This is a genomic window from Rhodococcus sp. NPDC055112 (assembly GCF_053607505.1).
In genome coordinates this window covers 20,166-44,996 of sequence record NZ_JBSGTR010000020.1, presented here as the reverse complement: position 1 = coordinate 44,996, position 24,831 = coordinate 20,166, and the positions used below count along the sequence as shown (strand labels likewise).

22 protein-coding genes are annotated in these 24,831 nt (G+C 70.1%); 9 read left to right on the top strand and 13 right to left on the bottom strand.

Annotated features, from left to right (window positions below; translation table 11 throughout):
* Positions 1-3: 3 nt before the first annotated feature.
* On the bottom strand, positions 4-795 hold the full coding sequence (locus ACWFRB_RS12055; protein WP_452641239.1) for a DNA-formamidopyrimidine glycosylase family protein: 792 nt from the start codon (positions 793-795) through the stop codon (positions 4-6).
* Entirely contained in the window at positions 782-5,311 is a 4,530-nt protein-coding gene (locus tag ACWFRB_RS12050; protein ID WP_452641237.1) for an ATP-dependent helicase, read from the bottom strand. The genes ACWFRB_RS12055 and ACWFRB_RS12050 overlap by 14 nt, the downstream gene beginning before the upstream one ends.
* Positions 5,312-5,437: 126 nt before the next feature.
* Between ACWFRB_RS12050 and ACWFRB_RS12045 the strand changes: the two genes are divergently transcribed.
* On the top strand, positions 5,438-5,842 hold the full coding sequence (locus tag ACWFRB_RS12045) for a DUF7144 family membrane protein (RefSeq protein WP_452641236.1): 405 nt from the start codon (positions 5,438-5,440) through the stop codon (positions 5,840-5,842).
* A gap of 24 nt (positions 5,843-5,866) precedes the next feature.
* Entirely contained in the window at positions 5,867-7,576 is a 1,710-nt protein-coding gene (locus ACWFRB_RS12040) for an alpha/beta hydrolase (protein ID WP_452641234.1), read from the top strand.
* Between the two features lie 28 nt (positions 7,577-7,604).
* Here ACWFRB_RS12040 and ACWFRB_RS12035 read toward each other — a convergent pair whose 3' ends face one another.
* Both ACWFRB_RS12035 and ACWFRB_RS12030 read right to left on the bottom strand, forming a co-directional pair.
* Positions 7,605-8,630: an acyl-CoA dehydrogenase family protein gene (locus ACWFRB_RS12035; RefSeq protein WP_452641233.1), complete on the bottom strand. Its 1,026-nt coding sequence runs from the start codon at positions 8,628-8,630 to the stop codon at positions 7,605-7,607.
* The gene (locus ACWFRB_RS12030) at positions 8,627-9,244 is read right to left on the bottom strand and encodes a TetR/AcrR family transcriptional regulator (RefSeq protein ID WP_452641232.1); all 618 of its coding nucleotides are present in this window, start codon (positions 9,242-9,244) and stop codon (positions 8,627-8,629) included. Before ACWFRB_RS12030 ends, ACWFRB_RS12035 begins: the two co-directional genes overlap by 4 nt.
* A 70-nt stretch (positions 9,245-9,314) precedes the next feature.
* Between ACWFRB_RS12030 and ACWFRB_RS12025 the strand changes: the two genes are divergently transcribed.
* Genes ACWFRB_RS12025 through ACWFRB_RS12015 form a run of 3 tightly spaced genes read left to right on the top strand, consistent with a single transcriptional unit; the run spans position 9,315 to position 12,630 of the window.
* Positions 9,315-10,250, top strand: a complete 936-nt coding sequence (locus tag ACWFRB_RS12025) for a patatin-like phospholipase family protein (RefSeq protein WP_452641231.1) — start codon at positions 9,315-9,317, stop codon at positions 10,248-10,250.
* Positions 10,247-11,734 (top strand): flavin-containing monooxygenase, encoded by a 1,488-nt coding sequence (locus ACWFRB_RS12020; RefSeq protein ID WP_452641230.1) that lies wholly within the window; start codon positions 10,247-10,249, stop codon positions 11,732-11,734. The genes ACWFRB_RS12025 and ACWFRB_RS12020 overlap by 4 nt, the downstream gene beginning before the upstream one ends.
* Entirely contained in the window at positions 11,731-12,630 is a 900-nt protein-coding gene (locus ACWFRB_RS12015; RefSeq protein WP_452641229.1) for an SDR family oxidoreductase, read from the top strand. Before ACWFRB_RS12020 ends, ACWFRB_RS12015 begins: the two co-directional genes overlap by 4 nt.
* Here ACWFRB_RS12015 and amaB read toward each other — a convergent pair.
* On the bottom strand, positions 12,581-14,101 hold the full coding sequence (amaB, locus tag ACWFRB_RS12010; RefSeq protein ID WP_452641228.1) for an L-piperidine-6-carboxylate dehydrogenase: 1,521 nt from the start codon (positions 14,099-14,101) through the stop codon (positions 12,581-12,583). The genes ACWFRB_RS12015 and amaB overlap by 50 nt on opposite strands.
* 50 nt (positions 14,102-14,151) lie before the next feature.
* On the opposite strand from amaB, the gene ACWFRB_RS12005 reads away from it, so the two are divergent.
* Entirely contained in the window at positions 14,152-14,592 is a 441-nt protein-coding gene (locus ACWFRB_RS12005) for an Lrp/AsnC family transcriptional regulator (protein WP_097210503.1), read from the top strand.
* Positions 14,593-14,657: 65 nt separating this feature from the next.
* Positions 14,658-15,989 carry an L-lysine 6-transaminase gene (gene lat / locus ACWFRB_RS12000; RefSeq protein WP_452641227.1) on the top strand — a complete coding sequence of 444 codons (1,332 nt, stop codon included), beginning with the start codon at positions 14,658-14,660 and terminating at the stop codon, positions 15,987-15,989.
* Between the two features lie 4 nt (positions 15,990-15,993).
* Here the strand turns inward: lat and ACWFRB_RS11995 are convergent, their stop codons facing one another.
* Entirely contained in the window at positions 15,994-16,872 is an 879-nt protein-coding gene (locus ACWFRB_RS11995) for a sigma-70 family RNA polymerase sigma factor (RefSeq protein ID WP_452641226.1), read from the bottom strand.
* A 142-nt stretch (positions 16,873-17,014) separates the two neighbouring features.
* Positions 17,015-17,656, bottom strand: coding sequence for an NAD(P)H-dependent oxidoreductase (locus ACWFRB_RS11990; protein ID WP_452641225.1), 642 nt, complete (start codon positions 17,654-17,656; stop codon positions 17,015-17,017).
* 50 nt (positions 17,657-17,706) lie between these two features.
* Here ACWFRB_RS11990 and ACWFRB_RS11985 point away from each other — a divergent pair, with 50 nt between their 5' ends.
* Positions 17,707-18,078 (top strand): MerR family transcriptional regulator, encoded by a 372-nt coding sequence (locus tag ACWFRB_RS11985; protein ID WP_452641224.1) that lies wholly within the window; start codon positions 17,707-17,709, stop codon positions 18,076-18,078.
* Positions 18,079-18,111: 33 nt separating this feature from the next.
* Entirely contained in the window at positions 18,112-18,918 is an 807-nt protein-coding gene (locus tag ACWFRB_RS11980; protein ID WP_452641223.1) for a tyrosine-protein phosphatase, read from the top strand.
* Here the strand turns inward: ACWFRB_RS11980 and ACWFRB_RS11975 are convergent.
* The 6 genes from ACWFRB_RS11975 to ACWFRB_RS11950 form a co-directional block, all read right to left on the bottom strand.
* Positions 18,911-19,246 (bottom strand): hypothetical protein, encoded by a 336-nt coding sequence (locus ACWFRB_RS11975; protein ID WP_452641222.1) that lies wholly within the window; start codon positions 19,244-19,246, stop codon positions 18,911-18,913. The genes ACWFRB_RS11980 and ACWFRB_RS11975 overlap by 8 nt on opposite strands.
* Positions 19,246-19,656: a DUF1707 SHOCT-like domain-containing protein gene (locus tag ACWFRB_RS11970; protein ID WP_452641220.1), complete on the bottom strand. Its 411-nt coding sequence runs from the start codon at positions 19,654-19,656 to the stop codon at positions 19,246-19,248. The genes ACWFRB_RS11975 and ACWFRB_RS11970 overlap by 1 nt, the downstream gene beginning before the upstream one ends.
* 76 nt (positions 19,657-19,732) lie before the next feature.
* Positions 19,733-21,520 carry an acetyl/propionyl/methylcrotonyl-CoA carboxylase subunit alpha gene (locus ACWFRB_RS11965; protein WP_452641219.1) on the bottom strand — a complete coding sequence of 596 codons (1,788 nt, stop codon included), beginning with the start codon at positions 21,518-21,520 and terminating at the stop codon, positions 19,733-19,735.
* A gap of 188 nt (positions 21,521-21,708) precedes the next feature.
* On the bottom strand, positions 21,709-23,121 hold the full coding sequence (locus ACWFRB_RS11960; RefSeq protein WP_452641218.1) for a condensation domain-containing protein: 1,413 nt from the start codon (positions 23,119-23,121) through the stop codon (positions 21,709-21,711).
* 106 nt (positions 23,122-23,227) lie between these two features.
* The gene (locus ACWFRB_RS11955) at positions 23,228-23,641 is read right to left on the bottom strand and encodes a SufE family protein (RefSeq protein ID WP_452641217.1); all 414 of its coding nucleotides are present in this window, start codon (positions 23,639-23,641) and stop codon (positions 23,228-23,230) included.
* Entirely contained in the window at positions 23,638-24,534 is an 897-nt protein-coding gene (locus ACWFRB_RS11950; RefSeq protein WP_452641215.1) for a sulfurtransferase, read from the bottom strand. The genes ACWFRB_RS11955 and ACWFRB_RS11950 overlap by 4 nt, the downstream gene beginning before the upstream one ends.
* Positions 24,535-24,831 lie beyond the last annotated feature (297 nt).

Sequence of the window (24,831 nt, the reverse complement as noted above, 5' to 3'; positions counted from 1 at the left end):
GGGTCACGTGCGGGCGGGTTGGCAGCGAGGACACCAGAAGATCTGCCGCTCGCCTTCTCGGGTTCCGTCGGCGAGGGTGCCTGCCTCGACGAGGGTGCCGCAGCGCAGGCAGGGCCTGCCGGGTCGGCCGTACACCCAGGTGGTGCGGCCGCGGCGGCGGTCGCCGGTGGTGACGCGGACGGTGCGGTCCCGGTTCGCCACGAGTAGTCGGTGCGCGAGCTCGGTCCATTTTTCGGGCTCGCCTGCGGCGGCCACCGGGGTTGCCGGGTGCACGCCCCGTAGAAAGCACAGTTCGTTGCGGTAGACGTTGCCGACTCCGGCCATCACTCGCTGGTCCAGCAGAGCCAGGCCGATCGGGCGGCCGGTGTCGGCGGCGAGATTCGTTGCGGCGCGGCCTGGGTCCCAGTCCGGGCCGAGCAGGTCCGGACCGAGATGCCCGACCACGTGCTCCTCGTCGCGGCGTGCGAGGACCTCGACGATGCCGAGCTGGAACCCGACCGCGAGGAAGTCGTTGGTGCCCAACAGGATCCTGGCCTGCCACGCGGGCCGGTGCCAGCGTCCGCCCTCGGGATAGACGTGCCAGGCGCCCTCCATCTTCAGATGGGTGTGCACGGTCTGCCCGCCCACCCGGATCAGCAGGTGCTTGCCCCTGCTGACCACCTCGTCGACCGGTCCGGGCGTGAGGTCGACGGTCGCGAAGCGCGGCACGCGGATGTCGCAGACGGTGAGCGGCCGGCCGACGAGCGCAGCGCGGAGCTGTCCCGCGGCCTGCCAGACGGTGTCACCCTCTGGCATGGAGGGCCCGCTTGCGGAGGCCGCGCGGAGTCGCGGAGAAACCGGCCTCGACGAGGACCGCCGAGAGGGGGCTGGTGTGCACGGATTCGCCGTCGACCTTCTCGATGACGATCTTGTCGACGCCGCCGTGGTCCACCACGGCGGCAAGCGATCCGGCGGCACCGTGCAAGGCGCCGGGATCATCGGTGAAGGTGAGCACGGTCTTGCCGCCGCGTTCGACGTACAGCGCGAGCTCCCCGTCGATCAGCACCACCAGGGCGCCGGCCTTGCGGCCGGGCCGGTGCCCGCCGGCCGTCGCCGGCCAGGCCAGCGCGGCGCCGAACGGATTCGCCGGGTCCGTCGCGGCGAGCGTCACCGCGGCGGGCGCGTTGGCCGGGCCGACCCTGTCGCCGTAGGCCCGCAGCCGGTCGACCACCTCGGAGGTCGAGAACTGTGCGGCGCCGAGGGTGTTGACGAAGTACCCACGCCTGCACCGGCCGCTGTCCTCGAAACCCCGCAGCACCTTGTACATCAGGGCGAAGCCGCCGGGGACCGATTCGCTGACCACCGATCCCCGCGTGAGCACTCCGTACCGGTCCAGCAGCACGTCCGCCCGCGCGTGTGCCCGGATGGTCGGGTCGGGTTCGAGTTCGGGCAGCAGCGACCACCGGCCCCCGACGGTGGGCGGCCCGGTCCGGCTCGGCAACGCCGGACGGGCGAGGGCGCGGTAGGGCCGGGCCCTCGGTGCCCGGCGCGGCGCCCGGTGACTCGGCGCCGAGCGCGAGGGCCCCGACAACAGGGCGCGCAGGGGAGCGAAGGTGTCGTTGCTCAGGTGCCCGGCCCACACAAGGTCCCACAACGAGGCCGCGAGGGCGGCGTCGTCGGTCCCGCCGATCAGGTCCGAGAGGTTCCGGAAGAAGTAGGCGCCGCCAGGCGCGAGCGCGTCGAGGATCTGGCGTTGCTGCTCGGACAACTCGGCGTCGACGGGCGGGGCCAGTGTCAGCGGCGCCGCGTCGGCCGGGTGCAGGCACACCCAGCCGTCGCTGCCGGAGATCGCGCCTGCGCCCGACCACAGCACCTCGCCCGTGGCGGTCAGCTCGTCGAGCATCGCAGGCTGGTAGTCGCGCACCCGCGAACGCAGGATCATCGCCTCCCAGGCGGAGGCGGGGATCGGTACGCCCGCAAGCTGTTCGATCACCGCGGCCACCCCGTCGATACCGCGCAGCCCGCCGCCGATGTGCTGCCAGTCGGGCAGGAAGCGGCCGAGCGCGGAGGGCTCGACCGGCTCCACCTCCTTACGGGCGGCCGCGAGTGAGCGGCGCCGGAGCCGCCGCAACACCTCGGCGTCGCACCACTCGCTCCCGGTGGCTGCGGGCCGGAACTCGCCCTCCAACACGCGCTTGTCGGCGGCGAGGCGGCGCAATACGTCCCGGACCACGGAGGTCCCGAGTCCGAACCGGGCGGCCGCGTCGGCGAGCGAGAACGGACCGTGGGTGCGGGCGTACCGCGCGATGAGGTCGCCGAGTGGGTCGTCGACCGGTTCGATGAACGCGGCGGGGGTGCCGATCGGCAGCGGGACGCCGAGCGCGTCGCGCATCCGGCTCGCGTCCTCGATCGCCACCCACCACTGCTCGCCCGCGAAGCCGACCCGCATCGCCCGCCGCTGCGCTTCGAGTTCGCGGACCCAGAGCTCGGCATCACCGTGCGTCCGGCTCACGATCTCCGCGTCGGTCAGCGGCCCGAGCAGACGCAGCAGGTCCGCGACTCCCTCGATGTCCTTTGCTCTGCGGTCCGGGACCAGGCGTTGGAGTTCACGTTCGGTGAGGTCGATGACGTCGGCGTCGAGTAGTTCGCGCAGCTCCACCCGGCCGAGCAGCTCGGCGAGCAGGGTGGAGTCGAGGGACAGGGCGGCGGCCCGCCGCTCGGCGAGCGGGCTGTCTCCCTCGTACATGAACGCGCCGACGTAGTCGAAGAGGAGCGCCCCGGCGAAGGGCGACGGCGACGGCGTCTCGACCTCGACGAGCCTGATCTGCTTGCGGCCGATGCCGTCGAACAGGGCGGTCAGGGAGGGCAGGTCGTAGACGTCCTGCAGGCATTCGCGGACGGTCTCGAGCAGGATCGGGAAGGTCGGGAACTTGCGCGCCACGTCGAGCAGTTGGGCGGAGCGCTGTCGCTGCTGCCAGAGCGGCGCCCGCTTGCCCGGATTGCGCCGCGGCAGCAGCAGGGCGCGGGCGGCGCACTCGCGGAATCGGGACGCGAACAGCGCGGAGTTGCTGACCTGCTCGGTGACGAGGTCCGCGATCTCGTCGCGATCGAAGACGAACAGTTCCGAGCCGGGCGGGGCGTCCTCGGTGTCCGGTAGCCGGACGATGATGCCGTCGTCGGATGCGGTCGGCGCGGAATCGATCCCGTACCGCTCCTGCAGCCGGGCACCGACGGCGAGGGCCCATGGCGCGTGCACCGGCAGGCCGTAGGGCGAGTGCAGCACCAGTCGCCAGTCGCCGAGTTCGTCGCGGAACCGCTCGACGACGAGGGTGCGGTCGGTGGGGACCTGTCCGGTCGCCGTCCGCTGCTCCGCGACCAGTGCGAGCAGGTTCTGGGTGGCGTTGGCGTCGAGTCCCTGGGCGGACAGCCGGGCCCGCAGATCCGTGTCCGCGCCGAGGGACATCTCGCGCAGGAACTCGCCCAGTGCCGCGCCGAGCTCGGCGGGCCGACCCAGTCCGTCGCCGTGCCAGAACGGGAGCCTCCCGGGCAGGCCGTAAGCGGGGCTGACGAGGACCCGGTCGTGGGTGATCTCCTCGATCCGCCAGCTGGTGGCGCCGAGCGCGAAGACGTCACCGACCCGCGACTCGTAGACCATCTCCTCGTCGAGCTCGCCCACCCGGGACGCCTTCTCGCCCACCATGTACACGGCGAAGAGCCCACGATCCGGGATCGCCCCACCGGAGGTGACGGCCAGCCGCTGCGAGCCGGGCCTGCCGGTGAGGACATCGGCGTCGCGATCCCAGACGAGCCTCGGGCGTAGCTCAGCGAACTCGTCGGACGGGTAGCGGCCTGCCAGCAGGTCGAGGGTGGCCTCGAATGCGGACCGGGGCAATGTCGCGAAGTTCCCGGTGCGGCGGACCGCGTCGAACCAGGATTGGACGTCGAGCTGGTCGAGGGCGCAGGCGGCCACGGTGTGCTGGGCCAGGATGTCGAGCGGGTTCGCCGGAACGGCGAGCGCCTCGATCCGGCCCGCGGTCATCCGCTCCACGGTGACCGCGCAGTGGATGAGGTCGGTGCGGTGCTTGGGGAAGAGCACGCCCCTGGAGATCTCCCCGACCTGGTGACCGGCTCGCCCGACCCGCTGCAGCCCGCTCGCCACCGAGGGCGGCGCCTCCACTTGCACGACGAGATCGACCGCGCCCATGTCGATTCCGAGTTCGAGGCTGCTGGTGGCCACCACGCAGCGCAGCCGTCCGGATTTGAGGTCGTCCTCGATGAGCGCGCGCTGGTCCTTGCTCACCGAGCCGTGGTGGGCACGGGCGAGCAGCGCGTCGGCGCCGTGCCCCACCTCACTGGTGGAGCCGATCAGCGAGGCAGGCTTGTGCACCGTCTCGACCGGGGCGCCGAGGCGGTCGGCGTAGACCTCGTTGAGCCTCGCGGTGAGCCGCTCCGCGAGCCGGCGGGAATTGGCGAACACGATCGAGGACCGGTGCTCGAGGACCAGGTCGACGATCTGCTCCTCCACATGCGGCCAGATCGAACCCTGTTGCGGGGCCGGGGAACCGGACTCCTCGTCCGGTGTCGTGACCCCCAACTCGGTCATGTCCTCGACCGGCACCCGCACCGTCAGGTCGAAGGTCTTCGGGGATGGCGGGCTGACGATGTGGATGGGCGCGGACCCGGTGAGGAAGCGGCCGACCTCCTCGTGCGGGCGGACCGTCGCGGAGAGCCCGATCCGTTGCGCAGGCCTGGGGAGCAGCATGTCCAGCCGCTCGAGCGAGAGAGCCAGGTGTGCACCGCGTTTGGTCGCCGCGACGGCGTGCACCTCGTCGACGATCACGGTCTGCACGGTGGCGAGGGATTCGCGGGCGGCCGAGGTGAGCATGAGGAACAGCGACTCGGGCGTGGTGATGAGGATGTCGGGGGGCGTGCGCACCAGGGCGCGGCGATCCGCGGGGCTGGTGTCGCCGGAACGGACGCCGACGGTGATCTCAGGCGGCGTCAGGCCCAGGCGCTTGGCGGTCTGGGTGATGCCGACCAGCGGGGCGCGCAGGTTCCGCTCGACGTCCACGGCGAGCGCCTTGAGCGGCGAGACGTACAGGACCGTCGTGCCCGGCGGACGCTGCTCGTCGTGTGGGCGGGCGGCCAGCTGGTCGAGCGCCCACAGGAAGGCGGAGAGGGTCTTGCCGGATCCGGTCGGCGCGACGACCAGCGCGTGCGAGCCGTCCGCGATGGCGTCCCAGGCCCCGAGCTGGGCCGCGGTGGGGGCGGGGAAGGCGCCGGCGAACCACTCCCGGGTGGGGGCGGAGAACTTGCCGAGCACCGTATCCATGGTGTCCATAGTGCCCCGGGACCCCGACACCGGGCGCACACTGAGAGTGGCGTAGCGCATCCGAGGAGTCGGTAGACGCCGGCTCCGCTACGCTCCGCGTCGCTTGGTCCGGAGAGGTGAACCGTCGTGTCCGAGAAGTCGAGCGTCAAGCAGGAGGTCGCGGCAGGCGCGTCGGTCGGGGCCGCGGTGCTTCTGGTCACCGCCGGTGTGCTCCAGGTCCTCCAGGGGATCGCCGCGGTCGGCAACGACGCGGTCTACACCGTCGGTGTCGACTACACATACAAACTCGATCTGAGCGCGTGGGGCTGGATCCACATCGTGCTCGGTGTGGCGATCGCGCTGGTGGGCGTCGCCTTGTTCGGCGCCGGGATATGGGCGCGGACGTTGGCGATCGTCATCGCGGGACTGTCGATCATCGCCAACTTCCTCTGGCTGCCCTATGCCCCGGGGTGGGCCGTCCTGGTCATCGCGCTCGATGTGGTCGTCATCTGGGCGGTCTGGAACTGGATTCCGAGCTCCGGCTGGGAGTAGCCGTAACGGTAGGCGGAGGTGGCCATGGCGCTGAAGGTCTTGGATTCGTCCGGCGGTCCGCCGGCCGCAGGAGTCGACGACGGCGGGCCGCCCAAGTCCGACGGGCACAGGAAGCTGCTGTACGTCACCCTTCCCGGGTGCTGGGGTGCACTCGTGTTCGCGTGTCTGTCCTTCACCCCCTCGCTGCTCCCGCGCGGAGGGCTCCTGCAGGGAGTGGTCTGCGGAATCACTGCCGCGATCGGGTACGGGCTGGGAGTGTTCGCGGCCTTCGTGTGGCGCGCGTTCGCCGACCGACCTGCGGGGCATCCTGGACGTCGCTCCTGGGGGGTCTTCCTCGTCGGCGCGGTGGTGCTGTTCGCGGCCGCGTTCGGGCTGGGGCAGTACTGGCAGCACCAAATTCGCGCGCTGATGGGTGTGACCGAGTACAGCATCCCGCTCGTGGTTCTCGCACCCGTCATCGCGGCGGCGGTGTTCTGCCTCCTCCTGGCGATCGGGCGCGGCATCCGTTGGCTGTACCGCTGGAGCGCGAGGTTGCTCGACCGGTGGATCGGGCAGCGGGCGGCGGGCGTCGTCGGATGGTTTCTGATTGCCGGACTCGTCTACGCGGTGGTCTCGGGAGTCCTGCTCGGCGGCCTCGTCGGTATCGCCAACGGGGCCTTCTCGTTGCGCGACACGATGACACCGGAAGGTGTGCAGCAGCCTGTGACCGGCCTGCGGTCGGGTGGGCCCGGATCGGTCGTGCCGTGGGATTCGCTCGGGTGGCAGGGGCGCAGCTTCATCGGCGAGGGCCCGTCCACCGATCAGATCAGCCAGTTCGTCGATCATCAGGCGCTGGAACCGATTCGCACGTATGCCGGTCTGGCGTCGTCGGCGGACTCCGAGTCCCGGGCGGCGTTGGCGGTCGAGGATCTCACCCGTGCCGGAGGATTCCAGCGCGCCGACCTGCTCGTGGTGACGACGACGGGGAGCGGCTGGGTGGACCCGGCCCTGGTGGACACCTTCGAGTACCTCACCGGTGGCGACGCGGCGACCGTGGCGATCCAGTACTCGTACCTGCCGTCGTGGATCTCGTACCTGGTCGACCAGTCGAAGGCCAGGGAAGCAGGGCGCGACCTGTTCGACGCGGTCTACGACGTGTGGTCCAAACTGCCGCAGGACGACCGGCCCCGGCTGTTCGTCGCAGGGGAGAGCTTGGGCTCATTCGGCGGCGAGACCGCCTTCAGCGGTGAGTACGACCTGCGCAACCGCACCTCGGGAACGTTGTTCGCAGGCCCTCCCAACTTCAACACGCTGTTCCGCGAGTTCAGCGATCGGCGAGAGCCGGGGAGCCCGGAGGTCGAGCCGGTGTACAAGGACGGGCGAACGGTGCGGTTCAGCAACGACCCCGAGGCCGGAATTCCTCCCACCGCGAGCCCGTGGGACGGCACCCGGGTGCTGTACCTGATGCATCCGTCCGACCCGATCGTCTGGTGGAGCCCGAACCTGATCCTGAGTCAGCCCGACTGGATCGGTGAGCCGCCAGGGCGGGACGTGCTCGAGGACATGGTCTGGATACCGTTCGTGACGTTCTGGCAGATCACCGCCGACCTGCCGTTCTCCACCGGCGTTCCTGGCGGTCACGGGCACAAGTACACCACCGAGTACGTCGACGGATGGAACGCGGTCCTGCGACCAGCAGACCTCACCACCGAGCAGCTCACCACCCTCCGGACGGTCATCGGCGCCGGCGAGTAGCGGCGATCGGCCGCCGCGTCGAGACGATTCAGGTGGTGGCGGCGTCTGCCCCGAGCTCGCCGAGCAATGCCGCTCGCATCTGCGGCCTGGACGCAGCCACCAGGGTCAGCGTGGCCTCGCGCATCAGCCGCTCCGCGGTGGCGCCGTTCACGGCCGCGGAACTGCCCGTCGCGGTCACCAGCGCTGCGGCGGCCCGGATCGCGAGCTCGGATGCCTGTGCCCGCGCCGCGAAGAGGTCGAATCGGCCGCCGAGCGCGGCATCGAGGTTTGCCCGCACCGCCGACGCCTCCGACGCGAACCCGACGGTGTCCACGCCCCGCTCGCCGAGTTCGGTGAGGCAGCGCCGGGCGACACCCATCGCCATGCACGCGTTGAGCCAGGACCCGAACCCCTGACCGGCCGCGAACTCCTCCTGGGTGACCACCTTGCTCACCCGCTCGTCCGGCACCTCGAAACCGTCGAACCGCATCCGGACGGTGTTGCTCCCGCGCGCGGCGATCAGGGGAAGCTCCTCGACCGACACGCCCTGGCCGGGGACCGCGTCGACGACGGCGTGCACGATCGAATCGTCGAACTCGTCACGGGCGCTCAGCTGCAGGATGTCGACGATGCCCCATCCGGTCACGAACGGTGCGACACCGTCGAGCACGTACCCACCGTCGACGCGGCGCGCATACAGCAGCGGCGGCTGCGGGATGGCGCCCGCGAAGGCGACGCCTGCCCGAACCGATCCGTCCATCAACGCGTCCCAATATTCATCGCGCAGATCATGATTCGGGCTCGACGCCAGTCCCGCGACCACCCCGTGGTGCTGCATCCACGTGAAACTCGTGGCGAGGCAACCGCCGCACAGCGTCTCCACCACCGCCACCAGGTCGTCGACGCCGAGGCCGGGTCCGCCGAAGTCGGGCGGCGCGGCGAGGCCGTAGAAACCCTCCGCGGCCAGCGCCTCGAAGTGACTGAGCGGGATCTCGCCGTCGGCGTCGACGCTGTCGGCGGCGGGATACAGCACGTCGTCGGCGATCTCACGCGCGAGCTCGGGCCAGTTCGTCACGCCTGTGAGGGTAGATCCGTTGGGCCTGCTGCGGTGAGAAGCGCGCGGAGGTTTCGGGTGACGATGCCGGTCGAGATGGTGGGGTCGACGGCGCGCTGGATGCCGAGGCCGATGCCCATGCTCAGCATGCTGGTCGCAGCGTCGTCCACCGACATCGGCAGGGTGACCTCACCGGATGCCACGAGCGAGGCGAGCAGTGCGGCCACAACGCCGTGAACCGTGCCGAGGCCGGCGGCGAGCGCGGCCCGCAGCTCCGGATCGTGGCGGGCAAGCACGATGAACTCGAACTCGAGAGTCGTCCAGCCGACGTCTCCTAGCGTCCGCTCGGCCCAGTCCTCGAACGCGGCGAGCCGCTCCTCCAGCGGGGCCTGCCGCGCCATCACCGCGGCCACCTCTGCGCCCTTGGTGGTGTGGATGAGCTGCAGCACCTCCAGGCACAGCTCGTTCTTGTTGCGGAAGTTCGAGTACACCGCACCCTTCGAGTAGCCGGCCTCCTCGGCGACCTTCTCCAGCGAGGTCGCGGCGTACCCGTCGGCGAGGAACAGGTCGCGCGCGGTCGCAATCAGGTCGGCCCTGGTCTTGGCCTGACTCTCCGACCTGGTCATTCGCGCCATCACAACTCCGTTCGCTGAAAAATTCAAATTTGGTATACCCATCGTATTCGAATACTGCTAGTTTCTGAATATGACTTCGAGTGACAGACAACTTCGTCGGGGCCTGGTGATCGGCTGCGGTGGAACCCTCGGCGCGGCGTGGACCGTCGCGGCGCTGGCCGCGGTCCGCGACGCGCTGGACTGGGATCCGCGCGAGGCCGACGTTCTGGTCGGCACCTCGGCCGGCGCGGAACTGGTCACCATGCTCGGCAGCGGGGTGGGCGTGGACGAGATGCTGGCCATGCAGTTGGGGGAGCAGCCGACCCATCCGGCGCTGCGCGATCACCTGGCGGACGCCCCCGGCCGGATGCCGCCGCTGCCCCGACTCGGGCTCGGCTCGCCCTCGCTGGTGCGCGCGGGCCTGCGCCGTGAGGTGGCGCCGGTGACGGCACTGAGCGGGCTACTGCCGCCAGGCGGGGGTGACGCGACCTGGCTGCACCGGCTCGCGGTGGGGCTGAATCCCGACCGTGCCTGGGTCCCGCACCCCGCGACCTGGCTCGTGGCGATGGACTACGACACCGGAGCCCGGGTCGCGTTCGGCTCGCCCGGCGCGCCGGAAGCGACACTGTCGCAGGCGCTCCGCGCGTCCTGGGCGATCCCGGGCTGGATGCCACCGGTGCGGATCAAGGGCCGCCGCTACGTCGACGGCGGCGCCGCCTCGACTGCGTCCGCAGACCTGGTCGCCCCGCTCGACCTCGACGAACTGGTCGTGCTGGCGCCGATGGCCTCCACCGGCCCCGTTCGTGCCCGCGGCGCCGCCCGTGCGGAACGACTGGTCCTGCGGAGCTGGATGAGCGCGGGCCTCGACGCGGAGATCGCCGCGACCTCGGCGGCGGGCACCCGGGTCATCCGGCTCGACGCCACGGCCGAGGACCTGGCCGTGATGGGCCCGAACTTCATGGACGACCGCAGGCGTCTGGCCACGTTGGAGGCCGCACTGCGCACGACTCGAAAGGCGCTCGCATGACACAGGAACAACACTTCGAGGTCCTCATCGTCGGGGCCGGCATCTCCGGCATCGGCGCCGGGATCACCCTGCGACAGATGGGGATCACCGACTTCGCGATCCTGGAGAAGGGCGATTCGCTCGGTGGCACCTGGCGCGACAACGACTACCCCGGGTGTGCCTGCGACGTCCCGTCCGGCCTGTACTCGTTCTCGTTCGCGCCGAATCCGGAGTGGACCAGGCTGTTCGCGGGTCAGGACGAGATCCGCCGCTACATCGACCGCACCGCCGCCGAACACGGGGTCGACGCGCACGTGCGCTTGCGCACCGAGCTGATCCGGGCGGACTGGGACGAGTCGGCCCTCCGCTGGGTACTGCAGACCTCGACGGGCACGCTCACCGCGAACTCCGTGGTCGCGGCCGTCGGGCCGTGGAACGAACCGCTGGTGCCGCCGATCCCCGGCCTGGACACCTTCGGCGGCAAGGTGTTCCATTCCTCGCGCTGGGATCATGACTACGACCTTGCGGGCAAGCGCGTCGCGGTCGTCGGCACCGGCGCCTCTGCGGTGCAGTTCGTGCCCGCGATCGCGCCGAGCGTGGGGGAGCTGCACCTCTACCAGCGCACGGCGCAGTGGGTGCTGCCGAAGCCGGACCATCACGTGCCGAAGGCCGAACGCTGGGTGATGCGCCGTGTTCCTGGCGCGCATCGTGCACTGCGCGCGATCGAGTACTCGATCATGGAGACGCTCGGGCTCGGATTCCGGCACCCGTGGCTCCTGCGCATCGTGCAGCAGATCGGCAAGGCGCAGCTGCGTGCCCAGGTCCGCGACCCGGAGCTACGGAAGGCACTCACGCCCGACTACACCCTCGGCTGCAAGCGCATGCTGCTGTCGAACACCTACTACCCGGCACTGACCCGCCCCAACGTCGAGGTGCACGCCAACGCGGTCGCCTCCATCCGGGGCAACACCGTGGTCGGGGCCGACGGCGCCGAGCGGGAGGTCGACGCGATCATCTTCGGCACCGGCTTCCACATCCTCGACATGCCGATCGGCGGCAAGATCTTCGACGGTGAGGGCCGCAGCCTCGACGATCACTGGAAGGGCAGCCCGCAGGCCTACCTCGGCACCACGATCGCCGGGTTCCCCAATGCCTATGTGCTGCTTGGTCCGGCGCTGGGCACCGGCCACACCTCGGCATTCATGATTCTCGAGGCGCAGCTGGGATACCTGGCGAAAGCGATCGCCGCGGCCAAGGATGGCAAATGGACCCGGATGGAGACCCGTCCGGAGGTGCAGGCGGCCTTCAACGCCGAGGTGCAACAGGCGCTGGCCACCACCGTCTACAACGCCGGTGGATGCCAGAGCTACTTCCTGGACGTGAACGGGCGCAACAGCTTCAACTGGCCCTGGTCCACGGACCGGATGCGCAACCGGCTCGGCGAGTTCGACGAGCGGGCGTACGAGACCTCCACCGTCCTCCCCACAGAAATGGTGACCCGATGAACTTGACAGCACAGCAGCGTTACCCGGCGATCGACCTCGCGGGGGCCGTCGTCCTCATCACCGGGGCAGGCCGCGGGATCGGCCGGGCCACCGCGCATGCCATGGCCGCGCGCGGCGCCAAGATCGCGGTCGCCGATCTCGATCGCGCTGCGGCCGACGAGGTCGTGGCCGAGATCGGTTCGGCGGCACGGGCCTACACCCTCGACGTGCGGACCCGGGCGTCGTGGGACGCCTGCGTCACGGCGGTGACGGCCGATCTCGGACCCGTCGACGTGCTGGTCGGGAACGCAGGGGTGATGCCGGTGGCGGCCTTCCTCGACGAGCCGGACCAGATCGGCGAGACCACCATCGACGTGAACGTGTGGGGGCTGATCCACGGCATGCGGGCGGTGGCGCCCGCGATGGTCGCCCGCGGCCGCGGTCACATCGTCAACGTCGCCTCGCTCGCGGGCAAGATCGCGATCCCCGGCCTGGCCGTGTACAACGCCAGCAAGTTCGCCGCCGTCGGGCTCTCCTCGGCGGCCCGCCTCGAGTTCGCCGAGGCGGGGGTCAGCGTCTCCACGGTGCTGCCCAGCGCCGTGCGGACGACGTTGAGCTCGGGGCTTCCGCTCGGCAAGGGCCTGCCGACCGTCGACCCCGAGGACATCGCGGCGGCGGTGGTGCGCACGGTGTCGACGCGGCGGGCGCAGACCCCGGTACCCGGCTACCTGGCCGCTCTCGACCTGGGTCAGGCCATCGCGCCGGAGCCGCTGCTCCTCCTGATCCGCCGGCTCGTCGGTGGGAACCGGGCGGTGACGTCCGTCGACCCGGCCGGACGGGCGGACTACGAGGAGCGGGTGAAGTCGATCACCCGAACCTCACCCCCTGCGCGAGCGGAAGCTGATCGGAGTAATTGACGGTGTTGGTGGCCCGGCGCATGTAGGCCTTCCATGCGTCGGAGCCCGACTCGCGCCCGCCCCCGGTTTCCTTCTCGCCGCCGAACGCACCGCCGATCTCCGCTCCCGAGGTGCCGATGTTCACGTTGGCGATCCCGCAATCGGAGCCGTCCGCCGCGAGGAACCGCTCGGCCTCGCGCTGGTCGGTGGTGAAGATCGCGGATGAAAGCCCTTGCGGCACATCGTTGTGCAACGCGATCGCCTCGTCGAGAGTCTCGTAGGTGAGCACGTACAGGATGGGGGCGAAGGTCTCCTCTCGCACCACGGAGGTCTGCGCGGGCATCCGGACCAGCGCGGGGGATACGTAGTGGCCGTCGCCCGACTCCGCCCGTTCGCCGCCACACACCAGGGTGCCGCCGTCCGCCCTGGCCTTGTCCAGCGCGGCAGTCATGGCCTCCCATGACCGTTCGCGGATCAACGGACCGACGAGGGTGTCGGCCTCGAGCGGGTTGCCGACCCGGAGTTGCCGGTAGGCGGAGGCGATCAGCTCGACCGTCTCGTCGGCGATCGAGGAATGCACGATCAGCCGGCGCAGGCTGGTGCAGCGCTGGCCTGCCGTGCCTGCCGCGGAGAACACGATCCCGCGCACGGCCAGGTCGAGGTCCGCGGACGGCGCGACCACGGCCGCGTTGTTGCCGCCGAGCTCCAGCAGGCACCGGCCGAAGCGCTGCGCGACCCGCGGCCCGACCTCCCGGCCCATCCGGACCGACCCGGTCGCGCTGACCAGGGCGACCCGCGGGTCGTCGACGAGCTGCTCGCCGACGGGGCCGGCGCCGAGGACAAGGCGATGGACCCCGGCAGGCGCGCCCACGTCCTCGGCGGCCCTGCGCAGCAATGCATCACACGCGATCGCGGTCAGCGGCGTCAGCTCCGAGGGCTTCCACACCACGGTGTCCCCGCACACAAGGGCGACCGCGGTGTTCCAGGACCAGACCGCCACCGGGAAGTTGAACGCGGAGATCACCGCCACCACGCCCAGCGGATGCCAGGTCTCCATCAGCCGGTGTCCTTGGCGCTCGGACGCCATGGTCCTGCCGTACAGCTGGCGGGACAGGCCGACCGCGAATTCGCAGATGTCGATCATCTCCTGGACCTCACCGAGCGCCTCGGAGGTGATCTTTCCCGCCTCGAGCGTCACGAGGGTGGCGAGGTCCGACTTGTGCTCGGTCAGCAGCTCGCCGAGCCGTCGGACCAGGGCGCCGCGCTGGGGCGCGGGCACGGTGCGCCACACCGCGAAGGCGTCGTGTGCCGCGGCCGTCGCGTCCGCCACCTGATCCGTGCCGCTGGGCGTCAGGGCACAGAGGACTCCGCCGGTGATCGGGGTGCGGGCGAGCAGGGTGCCGTCGACGGACGGGTGCTCGTCGCGGGCACCACAGGCGCGCAACGCCGATTCGGCCATCGTCCGCAGGGTCTCGGTGTCGGGAAGGTTCATGGTGTTCCTCCTGTCGGTGCCTGCTCCAGTGTCCGCTGAGTTAGCCTGCCTTGGTGCCGGACACACTGGACGAGATCGACACCCTGTTGGTGCGTGAGCTGATCGCCGACGGCAGGGCCACGCTGGCGACGCTGGCCGAGAAGGCGGGGTTGTCGGTGTCGGCCGTCCAGACCCGGGTGCGCAGGCTGGAGGCCCGTCAGGTGATCCGGGGTTACGCCGCGAAGGTCGATCCGGAAGCGCTGGGGAACCAACTCTCGGCGTTCGTCGCGATCACCCCGCTCGACCCGTCCAGTCCTGATGACGCGCCTGCCCGCCTCGAGCACATCCCGGGGATCGAGGCCTGCCATTCGGTCGCAGGGGAGGAGAGCTACGTCCTGCTGGTGCGAGTGGCCTCGCCCCGGGCGCTCGAGGCGCTGCTGCAGGAGATCCGGTCGACGGCGAACGTGCGCACTCGCAGCACCATCATTCTGCAAACATTTTACGGCGATTAGCTAACTGCCGAACAATTTTCCTCTTTCTAGTGACTTTGACAGGATTATTAACATAATCTTGAGGGATGAGCACCGCGATCCGGCGTTCTCGGCCCGTCCCCGGCCTCGCTCCTGACGAGGTGCACGAGGTGCTGCGGGCGAGCCTGCTGGTCGACGGCTTCGACCTGGTGCTGGACCTGGAACGATCACACGGGCGGCGGCTCGTCGATCAGCGCGACGGCACCACCTACCTCGACATGTTCGGCTTCTTCGCGTCCTCGGCGCTCGGGATGAACCACCCCGACCTGGCGGCGGACGAGACCTTCCTGGCGGAGCTCACCGCCGCCGCGGTGAACAAGCCGAGCAACTCCGACATCTACACCGTGCCGATGGCCGAGTTCGTGCGCACCTTCGTCCGGGTCCTCGGTGACCCGGCACTGCCACACCTGTTCTTCGTCGACGGCGGGGCGCTCGCCGTCGAGAACGCGCTCAAGGTGGCGTTCGACTGGAAGAGCCGGACGAACGAGGCCCGCGGACTCGATCCGGCGCTCGGTACCAGGGTGCTGCATCTGAGCCATGCCTTCCACGGCAGGAGCGGGTACACGTTGTCGCTGACCAACACGGACCCGAACAAGGTCGCACGGTTCCCGAAGTTCGACTGGCCGCGCATCGACGCCCCCTACCTCGAGCCCGGCCGCGACGCGGACGAGGCCGACGAGCGGGCGCTGGCACAGGCGCGGCTGGCGTTCGATCGGTATCCCGACGACATCGCCTGCTTCATCGCGGAGCCGATCCAGGGCGAGGGCGGGGACCACCATTTCAGGCCCGAGTTCCTCCAGCAGATGGCGGCGCTGTGCCACGAGCGCGACGCCCTCTTCGTGCTCGACGAGGTGCAGACCGGTGTCGGCCTGACCGGGACCGCATGGGCGTACCAGCAGCTCGGGCTCGCGCCCGACGTGGTCGCGTTCGGGAAGAAGTCGCAGGTGTGCGGGATCATGGCCGGTGGCCGGGTCGACGAGGTGCCCGACAACGTGTTTCGGGTGGCCTCGCGGATCAACTCGACCTGGGGCGGCAACCTCGCCGACATGGTCAGGGCTCGCCGCATCCTCGAGGTGATCGAACGAGACCGGCTGATCGATCGGGCCCGGCTGCTCGGCGCGCACCTGCTCGCGCGGCTCGTCGAACTGGCCGAGCGCCATCCGATCGTGACCGACCCCCGCGGGCGGGGGCTGATGTGCGCGTGCACGCTGGACTCGACCGCGAGGCGCGACGCCGTCGTGACCGAGATGCGTGAACGCGAGGCCGTGCTGATCCTCGGGACGGGGGAGCGCGGCATCCGGTTCCGGCCACCGCTGACGGTGACGGTGGCCGAACTCGACGCCGCGATCGACGCGCTCGATCGGGTGCTGAGCCGGTAGCGCGTCAGCCCTTGGCCGCCTCCCGGCCGAGACGCTCAAGGCGCAGCGGGTCGGCGAGGATGTGGATCTCGACGATCCGCCCGTTCGTGATGGTCACGGCCATGACCGACTGCAGCCGGCCGTCCGGGGCGTTGACCATTCCGACCGCACCGTTGACGAGCGCGGCCATGGACGAGTGGGCGAACCGGGCGAAGCTGAGCGCCTGCGCGGACACCGCCTCCGCCCCGCGAACCACCTTCAGGATTCCGACGCCGGTGTCGGCCCTGAGCACCACGTCGGGATCGAGGACGGCGACCAGGGCGTCGAAGTCGCCGCCCCTGGATGCGGCGAGGAACGCGTCCACGACCTCTCGCTGTCGGGCGAGGTCGGGATCGGGAACCGGGGTCGAGTCCTGGACACGGCGGCGGGCACGGCTGGCGAGTTGCCTGGTGGTGGCGGTGGACTTCCCCACGACGGCCGCCACTTCGTCGAAGGGCATGGCGAACATGTCGTGCAGCACGAAGGCGAGGCGCTCGGCGGGTGTCAGGGTGTCCAGGACCACGAGCAGCGCGAGGCCGACGGAATCACCGAGCAGCGCCTCGTGTTCGGGATTGGTGCCCTCCACCGCGCTGACGATCGGATCGGGCAACTGCTGGTCGTCGATGGAGTCCTCGCGGCGGACCTTGCGGGAACGCAGCATGTCCAGGCACACCCGTCCCATGACGGTCGTCAGCCACCCACCGAGATTCGTGAGGCTGTCGGCCTCGGACCGGCTCAGTCGTAGCCAGGTCTCCTGGATCGCGTCCTCGGCGTCGCTGAACGAGCCGAGCATCCGGTACCCCACCGCCAGCAGATGGGTGCGGTGGTCCTCGAAACGCAGCGCCAACGAGTCGTTCTCGTCCATCCGTCACACACTCCCGTCGCGTTCCGTCATCACCGTGACGGACGAAAACCCGGTCAACACTGGAGAAGTCATTATGCAGGCACGGATGGACAACCCGGCGATGGCGGTTCCAGGCGTGATGGATGCGTTGCCGGCGCCCGGCTCAGGCCTCGGCTGCCCGATCGGCGACGAGCTGTGCGCGCTGCGCCAGGTCGGCGCCGATCTTGTGGCCCTCGGCGATCAGGTGTTCGTGCACGTGCGGGTCCGCGGTCTCCGCGCCGAAGAGCAGCCGCACGGACGACTCGTCGATTCGGGAGTATCCGGCGATGCCGTGCTGCAGCTGGGTGGTCATCGCCTCTCGGTACCCGCGCCGATCGTAGGTGCCCTCGTCGACGGCGGCGACCCCGACGAAGTGCAGCTGGTCGATCGCGCTCGGGCCGGCGTCCGGACCGTCATCGTAGGCCCAGCCGCGGGTGAACACCCGATCGATCCAGCCCTTGGCGAGGGCGGGCATGGCCCACCAGTACACGGGGAAGAGGACGGCGACCACGTCGGCGGAATCGAGCAGTCGCTGCTCGCGCAGGACGTCGGCGGGGACGGCGCCCGACTGCCGGTAGTGCGCGAGATCCTGCTCGCCGAAGACGGGATCGAATCCCGCACGTGAGAGGTCATGCGTCGTGACGGTCGCGTTCCCATCGGTCTCGATGCCCTGCTCGATTGCGCGGCCGATGGCCCAGGTGGCCGAGTCGTGGTCCGGATGCGCAACCACGAGAACCACATGCGGTCGAGTCGTTTCCTTCGTCATGCGGCCAACGTAAAGTATGACATTAACGTCAATGTCAAGGTGGAGGTCTGATGCGGATCAGCGAGTTGAGCGCGGTGACGGGCGCGAGTGCGCGGATGCTTCGTCACTACGAGAGTGCGGGCCTGCTCTCGCCCGGCCGCGACCTCAACGGCTATCGCCGCTACGCGCCCGAGGACGCGAAGACGGTTCACGATGTCCGTTGCCTGCTGGCATCGGGCCTGTCGCTGTCCGAGGCGGCTTCGATGCTGCACATCGTCTGCGGCGACGAGCCGAACGCTTCGGCGGGCGAGCGCGAGGCCGTGCTGGCCAAGCTCGACGAACGGAGCAGGCAGTTGGACGTGGCCATCGCGCGACTGCTCGCCGAGAAGGCAGGCATCCATGAAATCCGTTCGAACATCGAACGAAATTACGGGCGGGCCTGAGAGCGGCGCGGGACCGTGGGTTACCGTGCTGGTATGAGCACTTCTTCCACGGTCGGCGCCGGCATTCCCATCGTCTCGGTGCCCAACCTGCGCGACATCGGCGGCTACCCGACAGCAGACGGGGCCACGGTGCGGACCGGCGTCGTCTACCGGTCGACCGACCTGGGCCGGGTGGTCGACGGCGACGTCGCCGCGTTGGAGGCGCTGGGCATCACCACCGTCTTCGACCTGCGGACCGAGGCCGAGCGGGCCCTGCTGCCCGACCGGATCCCGGCCGGCGCCAAGGAGGTGGTGCTGGATGTGCTGGCGGACACCGATCCGAGCGCGGCCCCGGCGATGATGCAGCAGATCCTCACGGACCCGGAACTGGCGGAGCGTCTGCTCGGCACCGGCGACACCAACGACTACCTGCTCAAGAGCTACGGGGACTTCGTCACCCTGCCCAGCGCTGTCGCGTCCTACCGCGGCCTGTTCACGGACCTGGCACGGGCGCAGAGCACGCCTGCGTTGATCCACTGCACGACAGGCAAGGACCGGACTGGCTGGGCGAGCGCGGCGCTGCTGATGTTCCTCGGGGTCAGCGAGGAGAACGCCTTCGCCGACTACCTGCTGACCAACGAGCAGCTGCTGCCCTCGTTCGAGCCGGTCTTCGGCAAGTTCCGCGCGGCGGGCGGCAACCCCGACATCCTGCTGCCCATCCTCGGCGTGCGCAGGGCCTATCTCGAGGCGGCGATCGAGCAGGTCCGCTCCGGATTCGGAGACGTCGAGGGCTACTTCGCGGACGGTCTCGGGATCTCGGCGGCGGACCGGGACGCGCTGCGCGCGAACCTGCTCACGTAACCGTCAGCTCCAGCGCGCCCTCGGCGAACCGGCGGATGACGGTCGTCGCGGTGCTCAGCGCGTCCTCGTGCCCGGCGCGGGCCCAGCCGGCCAACACGGCCCGCTGCCCGTCAAGGGTCAGGCCGACCTCGGCGAGCAGCTCGCCGGTGTTCGGCTGGCACACCGCCCACGAGTAGTGCTCGTCGGACGCCCACTGCGCGGTGCGGGTGGCGACGTAGTCCGGGTCGTCGATCCCGCCGTCGGCGAGCGCGGGCCGGTCGTCGACCCGCTCGTCGGCGCGCAACGCGCGCAGGTACCAGGCGCCCGCGTTGACCTCGATGGGCTCCATTACTCGTCACCCCCGTGCTCGCGGTCGCGTCGCTTCCTGTCCTTGCGCTCGCGGTCGGTGCCGAAGAGCAGGACACCGGCAGCGGGAACGGCGAGGAACCACAGCCATTGGTCGGTGACGAAGAACAGGATGAGCGCGGCGATCGGGACGATCGCCATCATCCGGCCCGACCAGTCCGGCTGGAAGCGACGTTCGGCAGGCGCGGGCGCCGTGGCCGCGGGCACCGGCGTCGAGGGCAGATCCGCGAACACCTGCTCGAGCTGACCGCGGGTGGTGGCGGCGGCGATCACCGCGCTGCGCTCGTCGAACTCGGTCATCGTCAGCCGGCCGTCGCTGAAGTGGTCGCTCAGCTGCGCGAGCGCCTGCTCGCGTTCGGCTGTGCCGATGCGGATCTCGGGAAGGTCTGCCATGGCATCAGGATAATGCGCGCACAGCACAGCGCCCCCGGCTGCCTTGGCAACCGGGGGCGCAGCGAGAGTGCTTGTGCTACTTGAGCTCAGCGAGGACGGTGCCCTGGGTGATGGCGGCGCCCGGCTCGACGGCCAGTCCGGTCACGATGCCGGCCTTGTGCGCGTTGACGGGGTTCTCCATCTTCATGGCCTCGAGCACGGCGATCAGGTCGCCCTCGGCGACCTCCTGGCCCTCCTCGACGGCGACCTTGACGACGGTGCCCTGCATGGGGGCCGTCACGGCGTCACCGGACGCCGCTCCGCCCGCGCCGCCGCCACGCTTGCGCGGCTTCGGCTTCTTGCGGGTGGCGCCGTTGGTGGACCCGCCACCACCGAGCGAGAACTGCCCGGGCAGCGAGACCTCGACGCGGCGTCCGCCGACCTCGACCACGACGGACTGACGCGGTAGCGCCTCGTCCTCGTCGAGCGCCTCACCGGCGGTGAACGGCTCGACGGTGTTCTTCCACTCCGTCTCGATCCACTTGGTGTAGACGTCGAAGCTCTCGCCGTTGCCGATGAACGCGGGGTCCGAGACGATGGCGCGGTGGAACGGGATGACCGTCGCGAGGCCCTCGACCTGGAACTCGGCCAGCGCGCGGCGGGCGCGCGCGAGGGCCTGGTCGCGGGTGGCACCGGTGACGATCAGCTTGGCCAGCATCGAGTCGAACTGGCCGCCGATGACGGAGCCGGACTCGACGCCGGAGTCCATGCGGACGCCGGGGCCGGTCGGGGGGACGAACTTGGTGACCGGGCCGGGGGCGGGCAGGAAGCCGCGGCCCGCGTCCTCGCCGTTGATCCGGAACTCGAAGGAGTGGCCACGCGGTGCCGGATCCTCGGTGAACTCCAGCTCCTCGCCGTTGGCGATCTTGAACTGCTGGAGCACGAGGTCGATGCCCGCGGTCTCCTCGGTGACCGGGTGTTCGACCTGCAGGCGGGTGTTGACCTCGAGGAACGAGACGGTGTCGCCCTGCACCAGGAACTCGACCGTGCCCGCGCCGTAGTAGCCGGCCTCCTTGCAGATGGCCTTGGAGCTGGAGTGGATGCGGGCGCGCTGGTCGTCGGTGAGGAACGGCGCGGGCGCCTCCTCGACCAGCTTCTGGAAGCGGCGCTGCAGCGAGCAGTCGCGGGTACCCGCGACGATGACGTTGCCGTGCTGGTCGGCGATGACCTGGGCCTCGACGTGGCGGGCCTTGTCGAGGTACTGCTCGACGAAGCACTCGCCGCGGCCGAAGGCGGCGATCGCCTCGCGGGTGGCGGAGTCGAAGAGCTCGGGGATCTCCTCGATGGTGTGGGCGACCTTCATGCCGCGGCCACCGCCACCGAAGGCGGCCTTGATCGCGACCGGAACGCCGTACTCCTTGGCGAACGCGACAACCTCGTCGGCGTTCTTGACCGGATCCTTGGTACCCGCGGCCATGGGGGCCTTGGCGCGCTCGGCGATGTGCCGGGCGGTGACCTTGTCGCCGAGGTCGCGGATGGACTGCGGCGAGGGACCGATCCAGATCAGCCCGGCGTCGATGACGGCCTGGGCGAAGTCGGCGTTCTCGGACAGGAAGCCGTAGCCGGGGTGGATCGCGTCGGCACCGGACCGCTTCGCTGCGTCGAGGATCTTGTCGAACACGAGGTACGACTCGGCGGATGTCTGGCCGCCGAGGGCGAAGGCCTCGTCGGCCAGGCGCACGAACGGCGCGTCGGCATCCGGCTCGGCGTACACGGCGACGCTGGCCAGGCCTGCGTCCGCTGCCGCCCGGATCACACGCACGGCGATTTCGCCGCGGTTGGCGACGAGCACCTTGGTGATGTGCGCGCTGGCATGACTGGGCACTGAGCCTCCTGTTTGTCGCAAGGGGTACCCGCTGTTCGATCCCCTTCCGGGGGTCGTACCCGGCGGGGTGGTTACGGGCATCACATCGGAGTGTAGGCATCGCCCACCGACCCGATGTAATCGGATAGCGAATTCGTCTCGATGGCCCCGCGGGCCGGCCAAACACTACTGACCAGTAATTCTTCCGGTCACCGGGTGATGTGGTCCGCGAGCGTGCAGGTACCGGTGCCCACGACCTCCTCCATCAGGTTCCGGAGCCGGCCGAGATAGCGGTGCACGTTGGCCGCGGCCTCGCGGGTGTCGGGGTACCTGGCGGCGATGTTCACCCCTCGCGGGGTGCGGTTCACCCAGATGTGCACGTCGTGCTCGTACTGCTTGCTCCGCAACGCCCGCGCGTTCCAGTCCGGCCACTGCGTCGCCGCGGGGACGAAGCGCAGGTCCATGTAGGACACGACGAATCGCGGCCGGGCCGCCGTGGTGAGGACCTCGCTGACCCGTTCGTAGGGATACCGGGCCGCGGGCTTGGCCGCGGCGATCTGCTCCTGGGCACGCGCGGCCAGTTCGCCGAACGACTGGGCGCCGTACACGTCGAAGCAGATCGGTCCGAGCCCGACGTACCAGCCCACCGACGCGGCAAGCTGCGGATCGTTCCTGGTGTGCATCGGGGTGACCGCCTCGAAGCGCGGCTCGCCCGCGAGCTCGGCACCGACGATGCCAAGGCACGCGAGGGTGCCCGCGAAGAAGCTGTGCCCGAGCTTGCGACAGGCCAGCGTGAACGCATCCGCACCGTCCGCGTCGAGCGCCCAGGCGGACACCCCGCTCTGCGGCACCGGCCCGGGGTCGGCGGCGCCGAGATCGAGGGGGAACTCGGGCAGCGCGCCGCCGCACTGGTCGAGGGTCGACCGCCACAGTTCGACCACCGGGTGCGCGGGGTCCAACTCGGCGGCGCCGTCCCGTTCGCGCGCCCCGAAGTCCACGTAGCTGCCCACGGGGAACAGGTCGGCGTCGACGCCGTCGCGGGCCTGCCGGTACAGCGCCTCGATCTCCTGCGCGACGATCACGACCGACAGGCCGTCGATGATCGCGTGGTCGGCCGCGAGGAACACGGTGAAACGATCGTCGGGGCCGGGCGGTACCAGCGTGGCGAAGGCATACGAGGGCCAGGACAGCGGGGACGTGCAGCCGTCGAACAGCTCGGCCAGGTCGGCGTGGTTCTCCGCGCCGTTGGTCCGGTAGCCGTGGCTGCGGGCCGTGACCCGGACTCGCCCGGTATCGATGGTGTGACGGCTGACCGTGCCCGTGGTCGGGCTGATGCTCGCGTGACTTCGCAGCGCCTCGTGCCGGTCGATCCACTCGTTCAGCGCACGCGCGATGGCCGCGGTGTCCAGCCGTCCGGTGATCTCGAATGCGGTTCCGAGCCACGATCCGTGTTCGGGCCCTGTGGTGCGGGCGGCCTCACGGAGACGGGCCTCGTGCACGTACGAGGCCGGCCTGGGATCGTCGAACCAGGGTGACGATCCGGCGTCGAACGGCGCGGACGGGAGCCACTCCGTGAGGGTGCCCGCGGAGATGGGGTACTCGGAGAGTTCGGTGAATTCCATTGGCAGCATCCAATTATTGCGAGTGGTGTGCTGACGGATGGACAGGGCCACACTGACCCGCCCGTCCGGGAGTCTACCGGCGGGCGGGTCGGTGTGCAGGTATCGATCAGTCCGTGAGGTGCCGCTTGATGCGGGTCAGCATCGCGGACATCCCGCGGAGCCGGAGCGGGCTGACAGCCTCCGCGAGACCCAGCGCCGAATAGAAATCGGCGGGGACGTCGAGGATCGCCTGTGCGCTCTGGCCGTCGAGGCCCTGGTGCAGGATCGACGCGAAACCCCTCGTGGTCGGCGCCTCGGGAGGGGCGCTGAAGTGCAGCCGCACCCGCTCCCGATCGGTGGCGTCGACCGAGAGGAACAGCGGCGACTGACACTCGGGCACCGGCTCCATGGCCGCCTGCTCGAGCTCGGCGGGCAGATCGGGGAGCTCGCGGCTGAACTCGAGCAGCAACTGCAGCTTCTGCTGACCGTCGACGGCGGCGAAGTCGTCGACGATCTCGGCGAGGGGTTCGGGCAGACTCATGCGGTCGCGGGGACCTCTCCGGGCTCCTCGCCCTTGGCGATCGGGACGCGCACCGCGTTGCCCCACTCGGTCCAGGAGCCGTCGTAGTTGCGCACCTTGTCGAAGCCGAGCAAGTGGGTGAGCACGAACCAGGTGTGGCTCGACCGCTCGCCGATACGGCAGTACGCGACCACGTCGTCGGTCGGTGCGTAGCCGCCGTAGATCTCCTCCAGCTCCTGGCGGGAGCGGAACCGGCTGTCCGGTGCCGCGGCCTTCGCCCACGGGATCGACGCCGCGGTCGGGATGTGGCCGCCGCGGAGGGCGCCCTCCTCCGGGTAGTCGGGCATGTGGGTGCGCTCACCGGTGTATTCCTGGGGTGAGCGGACGTCGATCAGCGGTCCCTTGCCGAGGTGCCCGAGGACGTCGTCCTTGAAGGCGCGGATCGCGGCGTCGTCGCGCTCGACCACCGGGTAGTCGGTGCGCGGGTTCTCCGGCACGTCGAGCGTGGTGCCGCGGTCCTCCGCGATCCACGCGTCCCGACCTCCGTCGAGCAGTCGCACGTCCTCGTGGCCGAAGAGGGTGAACACCCACAGTGCGTAGGCGGCCCACCAGTTGCTCTTGTCGCCGTAGATCACGACGGTGTCGTCACGGCTGATGCCCTTACGGCTCATCAGGTCCGCGAAGGCCGCACCGTCGATGTAGTCGCGGGTCACCGGATCGTTGAGGTCGAGGTGCCAGTCGATCTTCACCGCGCCCGGGATGTGGCCGACGTCGTACAGGAGCACGTCCTCGTCCGACTCCACGATCTTGACGCCCGGTGCGCCGATGTGAGCGCCCAACCATTCGGAGGTGACCAGTCGTTCGGGATGGGCGTACGCCGCGAAGGAGGGATTCGGGTCGGGCGCTACGGGCACTGGGGATCTCCTGACGAGGCGGCGATTGGGTCGCCGTCGATTCTAAGCTGACGGCGCCGAGTGTGCCGCCCGCGCCGACGTCGATCGGCGCGGTCCTCGTGCGGGAAGGAGTGTATAGTTCGCGGTTTCGGACTCCGGCAGAATGCCTGTCGAAGAACAGTTGTTCGCCGCCTTGTGGCACGTTGACCTGCATCGATTCGATATCGAACCGATCGCAAGGCCATCGGGCTATTTGTCGGATAATTGGACCATTTGCATGCGCGATGTCCGCGGTGTCTCGTAGTCTCCCGCAAAGAC

Excerpts from the sequence above, each read along its gene's own strand:
- ACWFRB_RS12055 (WP_452641239.1), bottom strand. The coding sequence starts at position 795 with ATGCCAGAGGGTGACACCGTCTGGCAGGCCGCGGGACAGCTCCGCGCT.
- ACWFRB_RS12050 (WP_452641237.1), bottom strand. The coding sequence starts at position 5,311 with ATGGATACGGTGCTCGGCAAGTTCTCCGCCCCCACCCGGGAGTGGTTC.
- ACWFRB_RS12040 (WP_452641234.1), top strand. The coding sequence starts at position 5,867 with ATGGCGCTGAAGGTCTTGGATTCGTCCGGCGGTCCGCCGGCCGCAGGA.
- ACWFRB_RS12030 (WP_452641232.1), bottom strand. The coding sequence starts at position 9,244 with ATGGCGCGAATGACCAGGTCGGAGAGTCAGGCCAAGACCAGGGCCGAC.
- ACWFRB_RS12025 (WP_452641231.1), top strand. The coding sequence starts at position 9,315 with ATGACTTCGAGTGACAGACAACTTCGTCGGGGCCTGGTGATCGGCTGC.
- ACWFRB_RS12020 (WP_452641230.1), top strand. The coding sequence starts at position 10,247 with ATGACACAGGAACAACACTTCGAGGTCCTCATCGTCGGGGCCGGCATC.
- ACWFRB_RS12015 (WP_452641229.1), top strand. The coding sequence starts at position 11,731 with ATGAACTTGACAGCACAGCAGCGTTACCCGGCGATCGACCTCGCGGGG.
- amaB (WP_452641228.1), bottom strand. The coding sequence starts at position 14,101 with ATGAACCTTCCCGACACCGAGACCCTGCGGACGATGGCCGAATCGGCG.
- lat (WP_452641227.1), top strand. The coding sequence starts at position 14,658 with ATGAGCACCGCGATCCGGCGTTCTCGGCCCGTCCCCGGCCTCGCTCCT.
- ACWFRB_RS11995 (WP_452641226.1), bottom strand. The coding sequence starts at position 16,872 with ATGGACGAGAACGACTCGTTGGCGCTGCGTTTCGAGGACCACCGCACC.
- ACWFRB_RS11990 (WP_452641225.1), bottom strand. The coding sequence starts at position 17,656 with ATGACGAAGGAAACGACTCGACCGCATGTGGTTCTCGTGGTTGCGCAT.
- ACWFRB_RS11985 (WP_452641224.1), top strand. The coding sequence starts at position 17,707 with ATGCGGATCAGCGAGTTGAGCGCGGTGACGGGCGCGAGTGCGCGGATG.
- ACWFRB_RS11980 (WP_452641223.1), top strand. The coding sequence starts at position 18,112 with ATGAGCACTTCTTCCACGGTCGGCGCCGGCATTCCCATCGTCTCGGTG.
- ACWFRB_RS11975 (WP_452641222.1), bottom strand. The coding sequence starts at position 19,246 with ATGGAGCCCATCGAGGTCAACGCGGGCGCCTGGTACCTGCGCGCGTTG.
- ACWFRB_RS11970 (WP_452641220.1), bottom strand. The coding sequence starts at position 19,656 with ATGGCAGACCTTCCCGAGATCCGCATCGGCACAGCCGAACGCGAGCAG.
- ACWFRB_RS11960 (WP_452641218.1), bottom strand. The coding sequence starts at position 23,121 with ATGGAATTCACCGAACTCTCCGAGTACCCCATCTCCGCGGGCACCCTC.
- ACWFRB_RS11955 (WP_452641217.1), bottom strand. The coding sequence starts at position 23,641 with ATGAGTCTGCCCGAACCCCTCGCCGAGATCGTCGACGACTTCGCCGCC.